This is a genomic window from Colwellia sp. 12G3 (assembly GCF_002836775.1).
GTDB lineage: Bacteria > Pseudomonadota > Gammaproteobacteria > Enterobacterales > Alteromonadaceae > Colwellia.
This window is the reverse complement of sequence record NZ_PJAQ01000032.1, coordinates 194,608-211,452: the sequence shown is the minus strand read 5'-3', so window position 1 is coordinate 211,452 and position 16,845 is coordinate 194,608. Positions and strand designations below refer to the sequence as shown.

The 16,845-nt window shown below is 38.5% G+C and carries 12 protein-coding genes and 1 riboswitch; of the genes, 2 read left to right on the top strand and 10 right to left on the bottom strand.

Annotation, left to right across the window (positions count from 1 at the left end; genetic code table 11):
* Positions 1–12: 12 nt before the first annotated feature.
* Positions 13–2,007: a phosphomethylpyrimidine synthase ThiC gene (thiC, locus tag CXF71_RS09820; RefSeq protein ID WP_101232772.1), complete on the bottom strand. Its 1,995-nt coding sequence runs from the start codon at positions 2,005–2,007 to the stop codon at positions 13–15.
* 103 nt (positions 2,008–2,110) lie between these two features.
* A riboswitch (TPP riboswitch) is annotated at positions 2,111–2,208 on the bottom strand.
* Between the two features lie 202 nt (positions 2,209–2,410).
* Here thiC and CXF71_RS09815 point away from each other — a divergent pair.
* The gene (locus CXF71_RS09815) at positions 2,411–3,022 is read left to right on the top strand and encodes a HutD/Ves family protein (RefSeq protein WP_101232771.1); all 612 of its coding nucleotides are present in this window, start codon (positions 2,411–2,413) and stop codon (positions 3,020–3,022) included.
* A 30-nt stretch (positions 3,023–3,052) separates the two neighbouring features.
* Here the strand turns inward: CXF71_RS09815 and CXF71_RS09810 are convergent, their stop codons facing one another.
* The 9 genes from CXF71_RS09810 to CXF71_RS09770 all read right to left on the bottom strand — a co-directional run bounded on the left by CXF71_RS09810 (position 3,053) and on the right by CXF71_RS09770 (position 14,729).
* A complete protein-coding gene (locus CXF71_RS09810; RefSeq protein ID WP_101232770.1) occupies positions 3,053–3,958 on the bottom strand; it encodes a hypothetical protein in 906 nt (301 codons plus the stop codon).
* 139 nt (positions 3,959–4,097) lie between these two features.
* On the bottom strand, positions 4,098–5,075 hold the full coding sequence (locus tag CXF71_RS09805; RefSeq protein WP_101232769.1) for a glucokinase: 978 nt from the start codon (positions 5,073–5,075) through the stop codon (positions 4,098–4,100).
* A 122-nt stretch (positions 5,076–5,197) separates the two neighbouring features.
* Positions 5,198–6,634, bottom strand: coding sequence for a sugar porter family MFS transporter (locus CXF71_RS09800; protein ID WP_232771436.1), 1,437 nt, complete (start codon positions 6,632–6,634; stop codon positions 5,198–5,200).
* 206 nt (positions 6,635–6,840) lie between these two features.
* Entirely contained in the window at positions 6,841–7,902 is a 1,062-nt protein-coding gene (locus CXF71_RS09795; protein ID WP_101232768.1) for a FecR family protein, read from the bottom strand.
* Entirely contained in the window at positions 7,902–8,471 is a 570-nt protein-coding gene (locus CXF71_RS09790; RefSeq protein ID WP_101232767.1) for an RNA polymerase sigma factor, read from the bottom strand. Before CXF71_RS09790 ends, CXF71_RS09795 begins: the two co-directional genes overlap by 1 nt.
* 130 nt (positions 8,472–8,601) lie before the next feature.
* Positions 8,602–9,312 (bottom strand): DUF6445 family protein, encoded by a 711-nt coding sequence (locus CXF71_RS09785; RefSeq protein ID WP_101232766.1) that lies wholly within the window; start codon positions 9,310–9,312, stop codon positions 8,602–8,604.
* A gap of 52 nt (positions 9,313–9,364) precedes the next feature.
* Positions 9,365–10,093 (bottom strand): SapC family protein, encoded by a 729-nt coding sequence (locus CXF71_RS09780; RefSeq protein WP_101232765.1) that lies wholly within the window; start codon positions 10,091–10,093, stop codon positions 9,365–9,367.
* A 65-nt stretch (positions 10,094–10,158) separates the two neighbouring features.
* A complete protein-coding gene (locus tag CXF71_RS09775; RefSeq protein ID WP_442871928.1) occupies positions 10,159–11,751 on the bottom strand; it encodes a tryptophan halogenase family protein in 1,593 nt (530 codons plus the stop codon).
* Between the two features lie 146 nt (positions 11,752–11,897).
* Positions 11,898–14,729, bottom strand: coding sequence for a TonB-dependent receptor (locus CXF71_RS09770; protein WP_101232804.1), 2,832 nt, complete (start codon positions 14,727–14,729; stop codon positions 11,898–11,900).
* A gap of 998 nt (positions 14,730–15,727) precedes the next feature.
* On the opposite strand from CXF71_RS09770, the gene lexA reads away from it, so the two are divergent.
* Entirely contained in the window at positions 15,728–16,363 is a 636-nt protein-coding gene (gene lexA / locus CXF71_RS09765; protein WP_101232763.1) for a transcriptional repressor LexA, read from the top strand.
* The last annotated feature ends 482 nt before the right edge of the window (positions 16,364–16,845 follow it).

Sequence of the window (16,845 nt, the reverse complement as noted above, 5' to 3'; positions counted from 1 at the left end):
TATCCGCCGCCGTTAGTCAGCTAATTGGTAGATTTCGCTACCCGTTGCTTTAAACTCAGCAGACTTTTCTTGCATCGCCTGTTCAATCGCTTCGTCAGCCATTCCTTCAGGAATCAAGGTAATTGTCTCATCAAGCAGTTGAATTTTAATCGCATTTTTATCACTCTTACCTTCGAGATTAGCGGCGTACTCTCGTACTTCTTGTGAAATTTTCATTGAACAGAATTTTGGACCACACATAGAACAGAAATGCGCGACTTTACCAGACTCTTGCGGCAAAGTTTCATCGTGGTAAGTACGCGCTCTTTCTGGGTCTAAACCAATGTTAAATTGATCGTACCAACGGAATTCAAAACGCGCTTTAGACATGGCATTATCACGAATTTGAGCTCCTGGATGACCTTTCGCTAAATCGCCAGCATGCGCGGCAATTTTATAGGTCATCAATCCTTCTTTTACGTCTTCTTTATTGGGTAAGCCTAAATGTTCTTTTGGCGTTACATAACAAAGCATGGCACAACCGTACCAACCAATATTAGCGGCACCTATACCAGAAGTAATATGATCGTAACCCGGCGCGATATCTGTGGTTAATGGCCCTAAAGTATAAAAAGGCGCTTCACCACAATGCTTAAGTTGCTCTTCCATGTTCTCTTTAATCATATGAAGCGGTACATGACCTGGACCTTCAATGATAGTCTGCACATCATGCTGCCATGCTATTTTAGTTAACTCACCTAAGGTATGTAATTCAGCAAATTGTGCTTCATCGTTAGCATCAGCTACTGAGCCTGGACGTAAACCATCACCTAATGAGAATGATACATCGTACTGTTTTAATATTTCACAGATGTCTTCAAAGTGGGTGTAGAGAAAGTTTTCTTTATGATGCGCTAAACACCATTTCGCCATGATGGAACCACCACGTGAAACAATACCGGTAACACGTTTAGCTGTCATGGGTACATAACGTAATAAAACGCCCGCATGGATAGTAAAGTAATCAACCCCCTGCTCTGCTTGTTCAATGAGCGTATCGCGGAAAATTTCCCATGTTAGGTCTTCAGCTACGCCATTGACTTTTTCAAGTGCTTGGTAAATAGGTACGGTACCAATAGGTACAGGTGAGTTACGCATAATCCATTCACGCGTTTCATGAATATTACGGCCAGTCGATAAATCCATTACCGTATCTGCGCCCCATTTAGTTGACCAAACAAGCTTTTCGACTTCTTCTTCAATAGAAGAGGTTACCGCTGAGTTACCAATATTCGCGTTAACTTTAATTAAAAAGTTACGTCCGATAATCATTGGCTCACATTCTGGGTGATTGATGTTTACGGGGATAATAGCGCGACCGCGAGCTACTTCATCACGGACAAATTCAGGCGTGATTTTTTCTGGAATACTGGCACCAAAAGATTGGCCTTTGTGTTGTAGCAGTAGGGTTGCATCTTTTACTTCTTCACGTTTCAAGTTTTCACGAATCGCAATATATTCCATCTCAGGGGTAATAATACCTTGGCGAGCGTAATGCATTTGGGTAACGTTTTTGCCTTTTTTAGCAATACGCATTTGCGGCAAATTATCGAAGCGGATATCGTCAACACCTTCATCATCAAGGCGTTGTTGCGCGAACTGTGAATTAGTAGAAGTTAAAAGTTCAACATCACCACGGGCATCAATCCAGGCTTCACGTAAACGAGGAATACCTTGATGAACATCTATTTCTACCTTTTCATCGGTATAAAAACCTGAGGTATCATAAACACAAAGCGGTTCATTTTTTTCGTAAACGGGGCTGTCTTTGCTAGCGCCTTTCCCTGAAGAAATAAGCGTATCGGTTAAGGTGATTTCACGCATACCTACTTTGATATCGTGGATTTTCCCTTGTACATAAACTTTTTTGGAATTAGGAAAAGATTGGTCTGAAACATTTTTTAAGAATGCTGCTGCCGATTCACGCTTTTCACGTCGTGTTTGCGTCTTATTGGTGGTGTTGCTCATGGTCGCTACCTGTTTTAAAAAATTTAAATTTAAAAAATAGGCGGAGTTTGTTTAGCTAAAGAAGAGGGTCAAATAATATAGTTTAACCCCAAGTAATAGGGTTTAATTGCTCTCTCTTGTTTCCTACGCAGATATTAATCTGATCAGGTTTTACGGATCCCGCTTTCGCGATCTCAGCCTTTGGCACTCCGACAAGTGTGCGTTGTTAGTTAGACTAACAACGCGAGCAGATTCTAACGTGAGCAGATAACAGTTAGCAAGTATTTATATTTGTCCGCACTAAAAGTACATCAGATTACGAATGATCGAACTAAAAAGGTTAAAGTAAATAACTCAGTAAAATAGACTTGCAACCCCTAATTATGACGGTAATATGTGCCTAAAATCACCCAGAGAATAACAAATGTCTAATCTGAATATTAAAATAACTACACCTGATGAGTTTACACTAGTGCCTTGGAAAAATGGTTTAGGTCACACCACTGAACTAGCTATTAGCGATGGTGGTAGTTTAGATGATTTTGAGTGGCGTTTAAGCATCGCCAGTGTGGACAATGATGGTGACTTCTCTAATTTTTCTGGTTATCAGCGTAATTTAGTCTTAATAGCAGGCAATGGTTTAAACCTCGACCATCGAAATGGTGATGTTGATAAACTAACCCATTTACTTGATATTGCTCGCTTTGATGGTGCGAGTAAAACCCATGGTGCTTTAGTCAATGGCGGTATTAAAGACTTCAATGTTATGACTAATCAAAACGCATTCACCCCTGAGGTTGACGGCTATATTGAGCAACAAACTGCGACTGTTGCCATGTTGGCAGACAGCTTATTTTTTGCCTACAGCCTAACTGACGACATGAGTGTCAATACCTCTCAGGATGAAGATTGTTACACGGTACCTGTTGGTCATTTAATCAAGCTTTGTGCAATGAATGAAAAGAAACCAGACGACCAGCTCATTGTAAAAGTAACAGGTAAAAATATGATCGTTATTCAGCTTAAAGTTAAGTAGTTGTGTTTTTAAGGTAGTGATGATTTATATTTACTGAGCTTTAAGATTGAGCCAGAATTGTTGGTTTTTCAGTGATAAGTCACTGCCCAATATGTCATTTGATAATTCAAAATAGCGCTTACCTTGCCATTTTTCCAAAGGAAATAAGTGCTTAGAAACCCTATGTGTTCTCATTAGGTTCATAAGGCTACCATCATCTAAGGCGGTCTTTAAACCACTATCTAATCGCTTAGCTAATACCGTATTATTTTTTTCAACAAAGTAATAGATAGGAAAATTATAATGAAGGATCAACTCATCCATCAGAATAACATTAGGGTACTTTTGCATAGTAATCCTTTGCTCTGCATACCCTTCAAATATTGCACGAGGAAAATAATCACAGCGCTTTTTAGCTAACATTTTAAACATGGCATTAAAGTGTACTACTCTTGAAACAAGATAACCGTTCGCTTCTAAAATATCAGAATCTGGCCAATGAGCACCTTGACAAGCATTGAGTTTTTTTAACTGCTCTGGTGCTTTTATTTGAAGAAATTTTTCTTTATCTTCTTGGCGAATTAATAATACACGGTAGCCTAGCAGTCCTCTAAATAACGGAATACGTACCGGTAAATAACGTAATTCTCGCCTAGCATTAGTACCCGTCCAAAGAATATCAACATAGTTATCCTCTAAGAGCATTAAACTACGGCCTTGCGTTACGTCATCATGCGCCACAAAAACAAGTTTACTCTTCGGATATAAATGTTCACTTTTACTTAAAACTAAACGTGTTAATTCAATAAAATAGTCATAAACAGGATCAATTTTAGCACGAGGAGCAAGTATACGAATATCATTAGCATGTGCTTTTAAAGCCACACCAGGAGAAAGTAACAACACGATCAAGGTTAAGTAAATTACCGATTTTTTATGTGCTGAATTGAATACCATTTATAACCCACAATACCTGCCTATGATTATAATAATAGTGTACTAAACTGAAATATTCCATGATGAAAAACATCCTCAAATATTCTAATTCAAAGTGAATTAAAACAAAAAAGATGATTTTCTGCCTTTATTCATTGCCCTACGCAATGACTTGATTTAAATACACTGAAGCACCCAGTAAACCTGGTTGCTTCTCTGTGATCACATACGTGGCGATCTCTTTATTTAAAGATGACATACGTCCTTTAGCCTCAAAGCGCAGTCTAAAATCACTCTCGCTAAGGAAATCAATAAAACGAGGCACGATACCACCAGCAATATAAACGCCGCCTTGAGTATTCATTGTTAAAGCAAGATTACCGGCAAAACTTCCTAATACCTTACAAAATAAATCAAGTGCCTGATGACAAAATGAGCACGTATTATCTAGTGCTTTCGTACTAATTTCTTTAGCGGTCAATTGAGTTGTCGGTTTAGTCAAAACATCACCATGGTGAATAGATAATAATGCTTGATATATCTGCTCTAAACCGTAACCGGAAAGTAGTTGTTCATAGGACACACGTGGTTTAACACTCTGAATATATTGTAACGTTTTTATTTCTGTGTCACCGATTGCAGCATAATCAACATGACCACCTTCACCACCAAAGCAATACCACTTATTAGCGATAGGTAATAAATTTGCAACCCCTAGACCCGTACCCGGTCCACACACGGCAATGGCTTTATTCGAAAGCGCTTTACCACCCCCAATTTTGACTTTTTGCTCATCCGTTAACATCGGAATAGCCATAGCTATCGCAGTATAATCATTGATAAGTATCAGTTTATTTAACTTAAGTGCCTTTTTTAGCTCGGTTTGAGAGAACTGCCAAGGTAAGTTAGTCATGGAGATGATGTCAGTATCTACCGGACAAGCGATAGCTAAGCAGGCATTAATACTAGCAGCGGTTATTTTCTTCTCTGTTAAATAACATTGAATTACGTCGAGTAAACAAGAGAAATCACAACATTGATAGGTTTCAATGTCGATAAGTGTGTTACTGCTATCACTTCTGGCAAGTCTGATGTTGGTGCCACCGATGTCGGCAACAAGATTAACAGGGTCGTTCATATTTACTTATCACTTTTCAAATGGATATGATTAATTTAAGGACTGTCATACATATACAGTCCTTAATGATCACCTAAGCCTATGATTATTTATAAAACATAGCGTAGTGAATTTTAGCTACTTTACATTTCCTCTAAACGAACGCCGCATGTTTCTTTTATGTATTTTATTACAAAGAATATGCTCAACAATGCTGAAACGGTATATAAACCATAAGCGCCAGCCAAACCAAAACTGCCTAACAATATCGGGAAGGTCATAGTAATGGCAAAGTTTGCTATCCATTGAGCACTTGCCGCGACAGCTAACGCTGCACCACGGATCCTGTTATTAAACATTTCGCCTAATAAGACCCAAACTATAGGACCCCAACTTAGACCAAAAAACACCACAAACAAATTAGCCATCACTAAAGCCACTGTGCCTGTCGTATCGCTTAATGCCAGCTGACCGGCCTCATCTAAACCACCGGTACCGAAGATAAAGGTCAGCACACCTAAGCTGATAAACATACCTACACTGCCGACCAGTAATAACGGTTTACGTCCAACTTTATCTACCAGCGCTATGGCAATAAAGGTAGAGATGATATTGGTTGTGCCGGTGATAATGTTGATAAATAACGATTGGGATTCGTCAAAACCTGCGGCTTGCCAGAGCTCTGCGCCATAATAAAAAACTACGTTAATACCGACAAATTGCTGGAATACCGACAATCCAATACCTACCCAAATAATAGGATGAATTTTTTTCTTACCTTCAATAAAAAGATCCATGATGTTAGGTTTTTTATCACCGTGCAGGGATTTTTTAACTTCTTCAATTTGCTCATTTTCTACGCCGGTTGCTATGCGTCGAAATATTGCTCTGGCTTCCTCAATCTTACCTTGAGCCACTAAATAACGTGGTGATTCAGGAATAAATATCACGCCCACTAAAAAGAGTGCCGCTGGCAGTAACTCTACCCAGAACATCCAGCGCCAGGCTGCAATATCTAACATCAAGATTGCTTCCGCACCACCCGCCACAGAGGCAATGATGAAGTTACTTAAAAAAGCGGTAAACAAGCCCAGTACTATGGCTAATTGCTGCAAAGTAGCTAAACGACCGCGTAAAGCCGCAGGCGCAACTTCGGCGATATATGCAGGAGCCAATACTGATGCAGCACCAATGCCTAATCCACCAATCAAACGATAGAAAATAAATTCAGCCGACGAGCTTGATATTCCCGACCCAAATGCGCTAATGGCAAAGATAATTGCAGTAATGATCATGATGGGTTTACGTCCAAAACGATCAGATATAGGCCCTGCCATCAAAGCACCAACAGCGCAACCTAACAGTACCGAGGCGACATTAAAACCACTTGCAACATCGCTAGCATTAAAGGCGTTTCCTAACGCGGTTACTGTGCCATTAATAACACCCGAGTCAAAGCCAAACAAAAAGCCACCGATGGCTGCTACAGAAGAGATGAATAATACGTATAAAAATGAAGTTTGAATTTCTTCAGTGTCGTGCAGTTTTTGAATTGAATTATTAGGCTCAGGAGGGGTCATCTAATGGTATCCTTTTATTATTTTATTGTTTTATTGTTTTATTGTTTTAAAAAAAGAGCACTCGACTAGGACACTTTCAAGGTAAAGTGATGCGGTCTAAGAAGAATGATTAATAATTAAAAGTGCCAAGTAAAACCGGTTTCAGTTGTAAACTGAAACATAATCCTACTTGGCTAAGGGAGTTTTTTTACTGAATTAAAGAGTAATCAACTTTGTTTTCTTAAGACCACTAATCCTTTATTCACCCGATCAGTTTTAATATTGAAATTATGATTGAGCACATCGATTAATCCTTTAATGTCACCTGTTTTAAAGCGACCTGCAATTTTTATTTTTTTCAAATCTTCATCGGCAATTTCGAATGTTACTGAGGTGTAACGACTCACTTCTTCCATCGCTTCAGCTAAGGTTTCACCATTAAAGACCAAATGACCTTGTCGCCAAGATAAACTTTGTTTGATCAATTTCTTATCTATAACAGATACTTTATCTATGCCGGCTTTCGTGATGGCCAATGAGGCGATTTCTCCTTTAGAAACAGCTAGAGAACTCGATGGTATGATAAGCGCAGTTTCATTTACCTCTTGCTCTTTATTGAGTTGGCCAATAATGACTTTACCCTCAGTGACAATAAGCTCTATTTCACTTGCCTTTACTTGCACGCTAAAAGCGGTGCCCACAGCTTGAATCACTTTATGATTAGCAACAACGCTAAGTGGTCTAGACTTGTCATGAGCAACTTCAACATGAAGTTCACCACGTTGTAAGTCAAGTAACCGATAATCATCGGTATAGCGTACTAATAAAACACTATCGGTATTGAGTAAAACTTTCGAGTTATCAGGTAAGTAGATAGTGCTACTTTCGCCTACTGCTGTTTCGTATCGGACAAACTGTGCCTCTTCTTGCCATAAAGAATTCAAGGTAATATCGGTAAAGAAAGCAACAAATAACGCCAGTACCATTGAGGCCGCTAATGCTAATGGCCATTGTGTTACTTTAGCTGCCGACTTAGTTACTGACTTAGTTACTGACTTAGCTTTAGTAGAGACCGGGAACAGGTCAGCAAGTCGGTCAAGAGAGTCCATTTTATCCCACATGCTGGCCATTTCTATGATCAACTTTTGGTGCTGTGCATTTTCTGACAACCATGTCTTAAATTCTGCCTGCTCTAATTCTGTTAGGCTTCGATCCATTCGGGCTATCCAAATGCTAGCTTGATCAAACATCGCATCATCGTCATTATTAAGAGAATAAACGTTAGTCATTAGCGATCCCCTCGTACTTGATGTGTTTTTTTACTATTTTTCATTGTTTCCGTTCTTTCTTCTTTAGTTAACTGCATCATAAAATAGGTACAGCGTTTAACGCCGAGACCAATATGTTTTTCTACTGTGCTTTCACTGATTGCCAATTTTTTCGCTATTTCTTTTTGCGAGTAACCATACACTTTCTTTAAAACAAACACTTTACGACACTGTATTGGTAGCTGTCTTATTGCTTCGCAGTATTGAGCAAACTCTTTATCCGTGGCGACTTGCTGATATATTGCGTCATCACCACTGACAAATTGCTCAAATTCAGCCATGTCATCTACCGCATCAACGAGTCTAACATCAGCCCGTTTAAGGTGATCTATGGCTAAGTTTCTTGCTGTTTTCAACAAAAATGAGCGCGGTTGTTTAATCGCTTCTTTGTTTTCAACTTGGCATATACGTACATAGGTTTCTTGTACAATATCTTCCACTTCTCGTGGTGGTACAATACGCGAGATCACTCTGCGCATTGTCTGCCTTACTGCCATAAAACTGATGTGTAATGTGCTTTCTTTTATCATAATATTGTTTTCACTTTTTAGGTTTAGCTAAGTGTGAATTTTATTTTTTATCTATTGCCTACTTTATAAGACGAATGACAAATAATTTTCCGCTAGTGCTTTCAATAAAAAATAACAAAAAAATAAAAAATTACTCAAGTAAAATAAAACTACCTATAGTCAAACGTCCTTTTTGAGGCACAGATGACAAACCTAAAGCCGCATTGACATTGCCTGAGTGCAACAAATTACTTGGATAGATAATAGCCCTATTCATACGAGCCTCTACTGAATATAGCTGTTCAAATAGTTTGTCGCTACCGTGCATATACTTAGGTTTTTTATGTATCTGATTAGCAATAGCTTCTTTTTTTACTTGATTAGCATAGTGATATAATCGGTCTTGAGTGATCGTTTGATATCCGGTTTCTTTATGCCGATAAAAAGACGTTCCGCCATGCTCTTTACTACATAAGTAATGCACTACGGCAAATTGATTACTTTGCGGAGTATCAATATGAGGCAGCATTTGCATAGGCCGCAATTTATTTACTGGGGTATCTGCCACAGCTAAGGCTGATATAACTGTTTTGGCCACACTCGTTTGTGAGCAGCCAAAAAAAGAATGAAATTGGGGCAAGTATTGACGACATATCTGCTCACCATAGTCACTTGGCATTAGTTTACGCTTACCCGGATAAAAATTATTTTTATCCGCTTGAAAAGCCGAACCATCACCAGAAAAATCAATTAAATCAGTAACTGAATTGGCAAAGTTATCAATAATAAGTAAAGGAATTTCCTCATCGCCAATGATATGCTTTGTTAAGTTTGCTTGGTTATTTAAGCTAAAATCAAACATGAGTAATTTTTAATTCCAAACGAGAATAATGCTTAGCGCAATTTAATGAAAACTAACTAGCCAGTTGTTTATTTTTTAAATCAATCAAATGATGAATTTGGCCAAGCGAGGTAATTAAGGTATAGATTGCTTGCAGCAGACCCGCTTTATGTAAACTCGATATGTTCTCAGCGGATAAGGCGGCAAGTTTTTCCGTATCAATAGTATATAAACCATTTAACGTGGTACTTTGCTGATTAGCAAAAGTAACTTCCATTTTCATCACTTGCAGTAACTGCAACTTTTCTAATTGCTCAAGTAACTGTTTATTAGCTAACTCTCCTTGTAATAACTGAGTAAGGCAATACTTAGCTTGTTGAAAATATTCAGTTTCCCCACCATTATCATCAAATAATGATTCGCCTTCATTGGTGGAGATTGCTGGGCTTTCACTATCAAAGCAGACAACATAATCGCCAGATCCCGCTTGATCTTTGTTCTGTTCAGGGTTACCAACAAAAAATGGTTGTCGTCTAATTTGTAATGGTAGGTATAAACCTTGCCATTGACCCTCTCGCCAAAATAAATTTTCTCCCGCTTCAAAACCTAGCATAGCAGCAACGACAAATTGCCCCGTATCGCCATTTTTAGTAATAACTAAAGGATACTGTACTGCCATATTGGTAAACTCAGACATAACGGCTGGCACTAAGTGTAAGTTCGCGCCATGTAATTCAGCCTTAGCTGCATCTACTTTTAAGTTAAGGTGATTTTTATTATCTATCGCAACTAACTGTGCCATATATTATTACTCTTTAGGTGATACTAAAATTTAAGCGGTTATACCAAGTGGGTTAAACGGCTTAGCTAAATTCGGCTAAAACCATAGCTTTTAATTTTATCTAATAACTCTCGATTACTCGGTAATGACGATAACGCTTTGTCAATTAATTGCTTGTTTTTCATGAACTGACTATTAGCAAATTCACCGTCATCAAGTGCGTACGGAGTATGACAATAATCACTTTTAAAGTGCATACCATAAAGTACATATTGATAACTCGCCGCAGGGAATACTTCATTATTGCTGGTAAAATCATGATCGGCCGGGGCACGATATTGCCACTCTGTCATCAAGTCTTGTAAACTTTGTGGAATGGTTGTTGGATCACGATTATCGCTCCAAAATGGCTCTGTTCGCTCACTTAAAATATAATGTAGCTTCAAGAAATCAATGATTCTATCCCAACGATATAACGCCGTTTCATTAAAACGTTTCGCCACAACATCCATTACCTCTCGAGAAGCAGGTAATTGCTCACTGATCATTTGTGCCGCGAGCTCAACCATGACTAAAGCGGAGGCTTCAAGCGGTTCTAAAAAACCCGCAGATAAACCAACGGCAACACAATTATTTTGCCAAAACTTCTCTCGATGACCACTGACAATAGGGATTTTACGCACATTAAGGGATGCAAATTTATCGCCAACATATGTCGCAAGAACCGCTCTAGCTTCTGCTTCTGTTGAGTGTTTACTGGAATATACATAACCCACACCACGACGATGTTGTAGCCCTATATCCCAAATCCAACCCGCTTCTTGACCCGTAGAAATTGTATGCGAGGCAATAGGTGAATCTGCTGAGTCGTAAGGAACTTGTACCGCGAGCGCGGTATCAATAAATAAAATGTCATCACACTTCTTGAAAGGTACTTGGTAATGTTTGCCTAATAAAAGTGATGAAAAACCCGTGCAATCAACAAAAAGTTCACCAGCAATATCACCATTATTTTCAGTGCTTACAGAAAGAATATCGCCTTTATTGGTAGTATCATTATTAGCGCTATTATCCGCGCAATTAACACCGGTAACGTCATCAACAATATGAGTAACACCGAGCTTTTTTTGGCAATGTTTTTGTAAAAACACAGCAAACTTTGCCGAGTCTAAATGATAAGCATAATTGGCTACATCAGCGAATTCGGCATGGCGAATGGTTTTGGGTGCTAGACCTTGCTCACAAATGGCTTCTTGGAAACACACATCGTTTGAGAATGAGTTAACATGACTGTGATTTTGCTTTGTTTGTGCTTGCTTAGCTAACCAATGTGCCGCTAAATCTGTTTTACCAAAGCCTTGCGGTAAAACTAAGGGATGATAATAAAAGTCATCTTCAGTGCCATCAAACCACTTGGCAAACTTAGCGCCTTGTTTAAAGCTGGCCTCACATTCACGAATAAAATCACTTTCACTAATACCTAATGCTCTCAGCGTACTGCGCATGGTTGGCCAAGTACCTTCTCCAACACCTACCGCTGGAATGTTGGCTGATTCAATAAGAATAACTTTTAAACCCTGCTCGGTATTACTTTTGTGTTTAGCCGCTAAACGCCCAGCGGTTAACCAACCAGCAATACCACCACCGACAATGACCACTGTTTTTGTTAATTTATTCATGATGTACAACCAAGTATTTTAGTATGCAGATAAGCAGGTTATACGCATAGGCAAACAAACTCGACTATAAATTTGCTTGCTTATAAATACAGAAGGTAAGGTTTCTTTTAACAAAAGAAACCTTACCTTTCAAACAGCTAGATTAATTAGAATGAACCACGTATACCGAATGAAATACGACGTCCGCTATCAACAACATCTAATATCTGATTAGAGAATCGACCACGACTGTGCGTATATTCTTCAGTTAAGTTAATACCTTCAACAAAGACGGTAATTTCATCCGTGATGTCATAACTTGCGCTTGCATCCCACTGAGAATAAGCTTCAACATAAGTTACCCCATCACCGCCGCCTTGCGTAAGGCTGTACAAGAAAGTATCACGCCAGTTATAGGCAATACGACCTTGGAATGCACCACTTTCATAGAACGCGATAAGGTTAGTGGAATCACTTAAGCCTGTTAACGCAAATACTTGAGTAATATCACTATTATCTAATTCGGCATCACTATCAACAAGCGTAGCATTAGCTAACAGGCCAAATCCAGAATCAAAGGTATGTTGTGCCGCTAGTTCCCAACCATCAACAACTGCTGACTCACCATTGCTTGGCGCTGTATTGGTAAATACGGCAACTTGGTCACCTGCATCAGGGCCACTCACATCGCTTCCTGTCGAAGGGTCTGTTAACAAGCTCCCATCAGCAGTAACAAAAGTTTTAGGGTTTTTACTGCTGGTTATAAAGTTAGCTACATGTTTTCTGAAATAACCCGCTGAAACATAACTAGCATCCGCGTAATACCATTCAAGTGACAAGTCTAAGTTATCTGAGCTAAACGGTACTAACTCAGCATTACCACTAGAAGACTGTAAGTTACCCTGGCGCACAGTGTCTAAAGACGTAATTGGACGCAAGCTACTTAAAGTAGGTCGTGAAATACTTCTTGAGGCTGCAGCGCGTGCAACGAGTTCATCTGTGATTTCTAATTTAGTGCTGAAATTAGGTAAAATCTGCGCATAACTACTGCTTTCATCAAAGCCTGAAGCTGGGCCATACACCGCTAGCATTTCAGTGGCATCTAAAATATCTAATCGCTGAACATTCGCTTGTGTAGCGCCTACCGTCACATCAGTGCTTTCGTAACGGAAACCACCGGTAGTGTAGAGAGGCATACCTGCTATCTCACCCTCAAAATCGAGTTCTAGATAAAAAGCGGTAGTTTCTTCTTTAACTTCAAAAGAGTTATTCGTTTTTACTGCGTTAAAATCAACACCTTCAACAGCACCTAAGAAGTCAAATAATGCTTCGCCATCAAATGTTAACCACTGTGATGGTGTACGACCACTACCACTTACATCACTTAAAAAGTCACTACCGGCATCAAATACTTCTTGTGGAAAGGCGCTAACATCAGGGAAGTCTTGGTAATTACAGTAAGTACAATGGGTACCGCTAGAGGTGTTATCCCAAGAATTAACTGTTTTCGTTTCAGCAGAATACATGGCACCAAATCGAGCCGCAGAGAAACCATTATTTCCATCAGATAACCAAAGACTATCCCACTTAACTTGAGTAACGACATCTTCAACTTCTTTACTGTCACGAATCATGACGTGTGCACGACTGTTAGCGGTATCTAAATAATCAGACACACCTTGAGCTGGCACATAATCAGGACTATTTGGATCTTGATTAACCCCATCGCCTTCTTGTTGACCACTATAAATTGAAGCATTTGGCGTGGCAAAGTCAGAATAATAAGGCAAAATATTACCATCTACATTCCATTGCACGCGGTTAGCGTAACCTAATAACGCTAAACTACCACCACGACCATTATTAGGTTCTCTTTTAGCGGTTGAATTACTTAAATCGAATTTCATATTTAAGTTATCGTTAACATCCCAATCAAAGTTCAATCCAATAGAAAGAGAATCGGTTAAACGATCGGCTTTTTTAGCGTGAAAATCTGTTGCTAAACCTGTCTCTTGATACATTGAAGTGATAGTACCATTTGCATCAACAACAGCATTTTCAACATTGTCAGAAGTAAACCAATGACCATAAGAGGTGGTATCAGATGTAACATCAAAATCTGAATATAATGCATCCGCGGTAATAATAAGATTATCAGAGGGGGCATACTGCAAGACTAAATTGGCATTGGTACGTTCACGTTTTTCTGTGGTAACCAATGAATCAAAATTTTGTGGAATAAAAATATTACCGGTATAAACTTCACCAGACTCGGTTACAGGAGCACCTTTGCCAAAAGATGAGTTTTCTCGCCAACCGGCACTTTGTGCACGGTTTAATTTCGTTTCACGTTCTAAATACGATATTGCGAATAGCGCACCAAAAGTATCATCATTAAAAGTATTACTTATCAAAAGTGATGCTTGTGGTGAGGTCTCTTCACTATTTCCGTCGTAAGTTGCTTTAACACTACCTGCTATTTTAAAGCCATTAATTGCAAAAGGTTTCGCGGTTTCAATATTTACCGTAGCGCCAATACCACCTGACTGCACCTTTGCTGAAGATGTTTTATGCACATCTAAGGTTTTTACCATTTCAGCAGCAAGCGTATCAAAACTGAAATCACGACCGGGATCTTCCGAGGCTTGTTGACGACCATTAACTAGTACCGTATTAAATTGTGGACCAAAACCACGCACGGTTATTTTTTGACCTTCGCCGCCAGATCTATCGATTGAAACGCCCGTAATACGTTGTAATGACTCGGCAAGGTTAGTATCTGGAAACTTGCCAATATCTTCAGCAGAAATAGAATCAACTACACCACTCGCCTCACGTTTAGTGTCTAAAGCGCGACCAAGAGCGCCTCGAATACCGGTAACGGTTATTTTTTCAACGTCTTTTTCGGCAATATTACTTTCTTCAGCAGTGGCTTGCATAGAAGCAGTTGAAGCTAAAATTGCTATAATTGCTGTTGATAATGTATTTTTTTTAAACATGTTATCTGTCTTCCCCAAATCATTTTTATTATTTATGGAAAGCAGACCTTGTTCACTCAATGTTGCAACTAACTCAGTACCTTCAAGTAAAAGTTTAATGGCTTGTTCAATAGAATAATTGCCCGTTAACTTATTAGCAGTAGTAGCGCTTACTTTATCTAGTGAGAAAATAAGCGTTAAATCTGCTTGCTCTGCAAATTGAGTGAGCGAAAGATCTGCTCTTTGCTGAGGAATATTGAACGAATAAGTATTATTTAACTCGGCACACTGAGCATAAGGTGCACACGCTAATGCGAGTGTTAACGCTAAACTAGCGGAGTTAAATTTTCGTTGTTCAATAACCTCAACAGTAAGTTTTTCACTTACAAATATTAAAGACGATTGAACAAGTTTTTTCCGCCAGTGCATCAGTAACCTTTTGTTATTATTTAGTGCGTTTATGTTATTTTAGCTAAAGTCATTCTTACAAAACTAAATTAAATTTACTAGATAAAAATAATTTGGCTTGAGCATTGGGTATCTAAGAAACTGTTTTGACTTATAGCCACTTCATTAAATTATTGCTCACTTCTGCTGATTAAAAGGCTCCAGGTCAGCGTTGCTCTCAATCCCAATAACTAGCTATTGCTCAATAGAGCGCCTACCCTGATTCATTTTTCCTGTACACAACAAGACCACAAATTTCATGTGTTTGGTATTGCTGGTGAACAAAGGTTTTATGTGCCAATGAATATATGATTATTTAATTTTTAGATCATGATAATGTTAATTAATAGCCTATTAACCATAAACTTAATTATTAATAGTAATGTTAGCAATTCGTACCAATATAATATTAATTAACAACGTTTCATCAATAAAAGTTAGGCTTAATCATATTGTGAAATAGGGACTATACGTAAAACAATAAATAGTTAGATAAAGCCAAGTGGGGCTTGCCTTTCACCTAATCCTGTATATACTACCAGTAACACTGTGTAAATTTACAGGCTAAAGCTATGATAGATTCGACTACCGAATTACGCCCGCTGACTAATCGACAGCAACAGATTTATGATCTAATCAAAGTAAAAATCCAAGATACAGGCATGCCACCTACGCGTGCCGAAATTGCTACATTTTTTGGTTTCAAATCAGCTAATGCCGCCGAAGAACACTTAAAAGCTTTAGCAAAAAAAGGCTATATCGAAATGCTTGCCGGCACCTCGCGTGGCATTCGCTTAGTTGAAGAAATGCTTGAAGCAGAAGGTTTACCATTGATAGGTAGAGTTGCTGCTGGTGAACCTATTTTGGCACAAGAGCATATTGAAGAACATTATAAAATGGATGGTAATTTATTCCACCCTGCGGCCGATTACCTTTTGCGAGTTAACGGCGAAAGCATGAAAGATATTGGTATTTTAGATGGTGACTTACTTGCTGTGCATCAAACCACTGAAGTACAAAATGGTCAAGTAGTTGTTGCCCGAGTTGAAAATGATGTCACGGTAAAACGCTTTAAGCGTGAAGGAAATATTGTTTATTTACATGCCGAGAATGAAGCTTTTTCTCCGATTAAAGTCGATCTAGCTAATCAAGAATTTAATATTGAAGGTATTGCTGTCGGTATTATTCGAAGTGGTCGTTGGATGTAACTAAATACCAAGCTTACAGTTAAATCATGCGCCATATTCTTTATCTGACTCATTAGGTAATGAAATATGGCGTTTTTATTTGTCTCCATATATTTTTCTCTTCTAAATTTCAACGAAATTTTCTTCAATTTTAAAACCCCTTTATTAAAATTAATAAAAGCTATCCCTGGTAATGCTCACATAGGTTTTAGAGCTAATACTCCATTGAATTAAATCACTTTTTTACTATTTCTTCGCTATAAAATATTTGACCTAGATCAATTTTTAGCGTAATTCTATTACTAGTAACGCATACAAAACGAACATAAAAAGAATAAAAAGACGTCGATGCGCTAATCCTGTCACACTAGTTCACTAGTGCCATGCCTGATTATTATTCACGTCGGTAATTAACCTGATCTCTAAATTAAGTAATATTCGTCATGCACCATTTTACATCACGATATAATGCCTAAACCGAGCTTTAGTTAGTTAATAAAAAT

Bases quoted from the DNA above. Each gene is read 5' to 3' on its own strand.
- CXF71_RS09800 (WP_232771436.1), bottom strand. From the start codon at position 6,634: ATGACCCCTCCTGAGCCTAATAATTCAATTCAAAAACTGCACGACACT.
- CXF71_RS09815 (WP_101232771.1), top strand. From the start codon at position 2,411: ATGTCTAATCTGAATATTAAAATAACTACACCTGATGAGTTTACACTA.
- CXF71_RS09790 (WP_101232767.1), bottom strand. From the start codon at position 8,471: ATGATAAAAGAAAGCACATTACACATCAGTTTTATGGCAGTAAGGCAG.
- CXF71_RS09770 (WP_101232804.1), bottom strand. From the start codon at position 14,729: ATGTTTAAAAAAAATACATTATCAACAGCAATTATAGCAATTTTAGCT.
- CXF71_RS09810 (WP_101232770.1), bottom strand. From the start codon at position 3,958: ATGGTATTCAATTCAGCACATAAAAAATCGGTAATTTACTTAACCTTG.
- CXF71_RS09795 (WP_101232768.1), bottom strand. From the start codon at position 7,902: ATGACTAACGTTTATTCTCTTAATAATGACGATGATGCGATGTTTGAT.
- CXF71_RS09775 (WP_442871928.1), bottom strand. From the start codon at position 11,751: ATGAATAAATTAACAAAAACAGTGGTCATTGTCGGTGGTGGTATTGCT.
- CXF71_RS09780 (WP_101232765.1), bottom strand. From the start codon at position 10,093: ATGGCACAGTTAGTTGCGATAGATAATAAAAATCACCTTAACTTAAAA.
- CXF71_RS09805 (WP_101232769.1), bottom strand. From the start codon at position 5,075: ATGAACGACCCTGTTAATCTTGTTGCCGACATCGGTGGCACCAACATC.
- lexA (WP_101232763.1), top strand. From the start codon at position 15,728: ATGATAGATTCGACTACCGAATTACGCCCGCTGACTAATCGACAGCAA.
- thiC (WP_101232772.1), bottom strand. From the start codon at position 2,007: ATGAGCAACACCACCAATAAGACGCAAACACGACGTGAAAAGCGTGAA.
- CXF71_RS09785 (WP_101232766.1), bottom strand. From the start codon at position 9,312: ATGTTTGATTTTAGCTTAAATAACCAAGCAAACTTAACAAAGCATATC.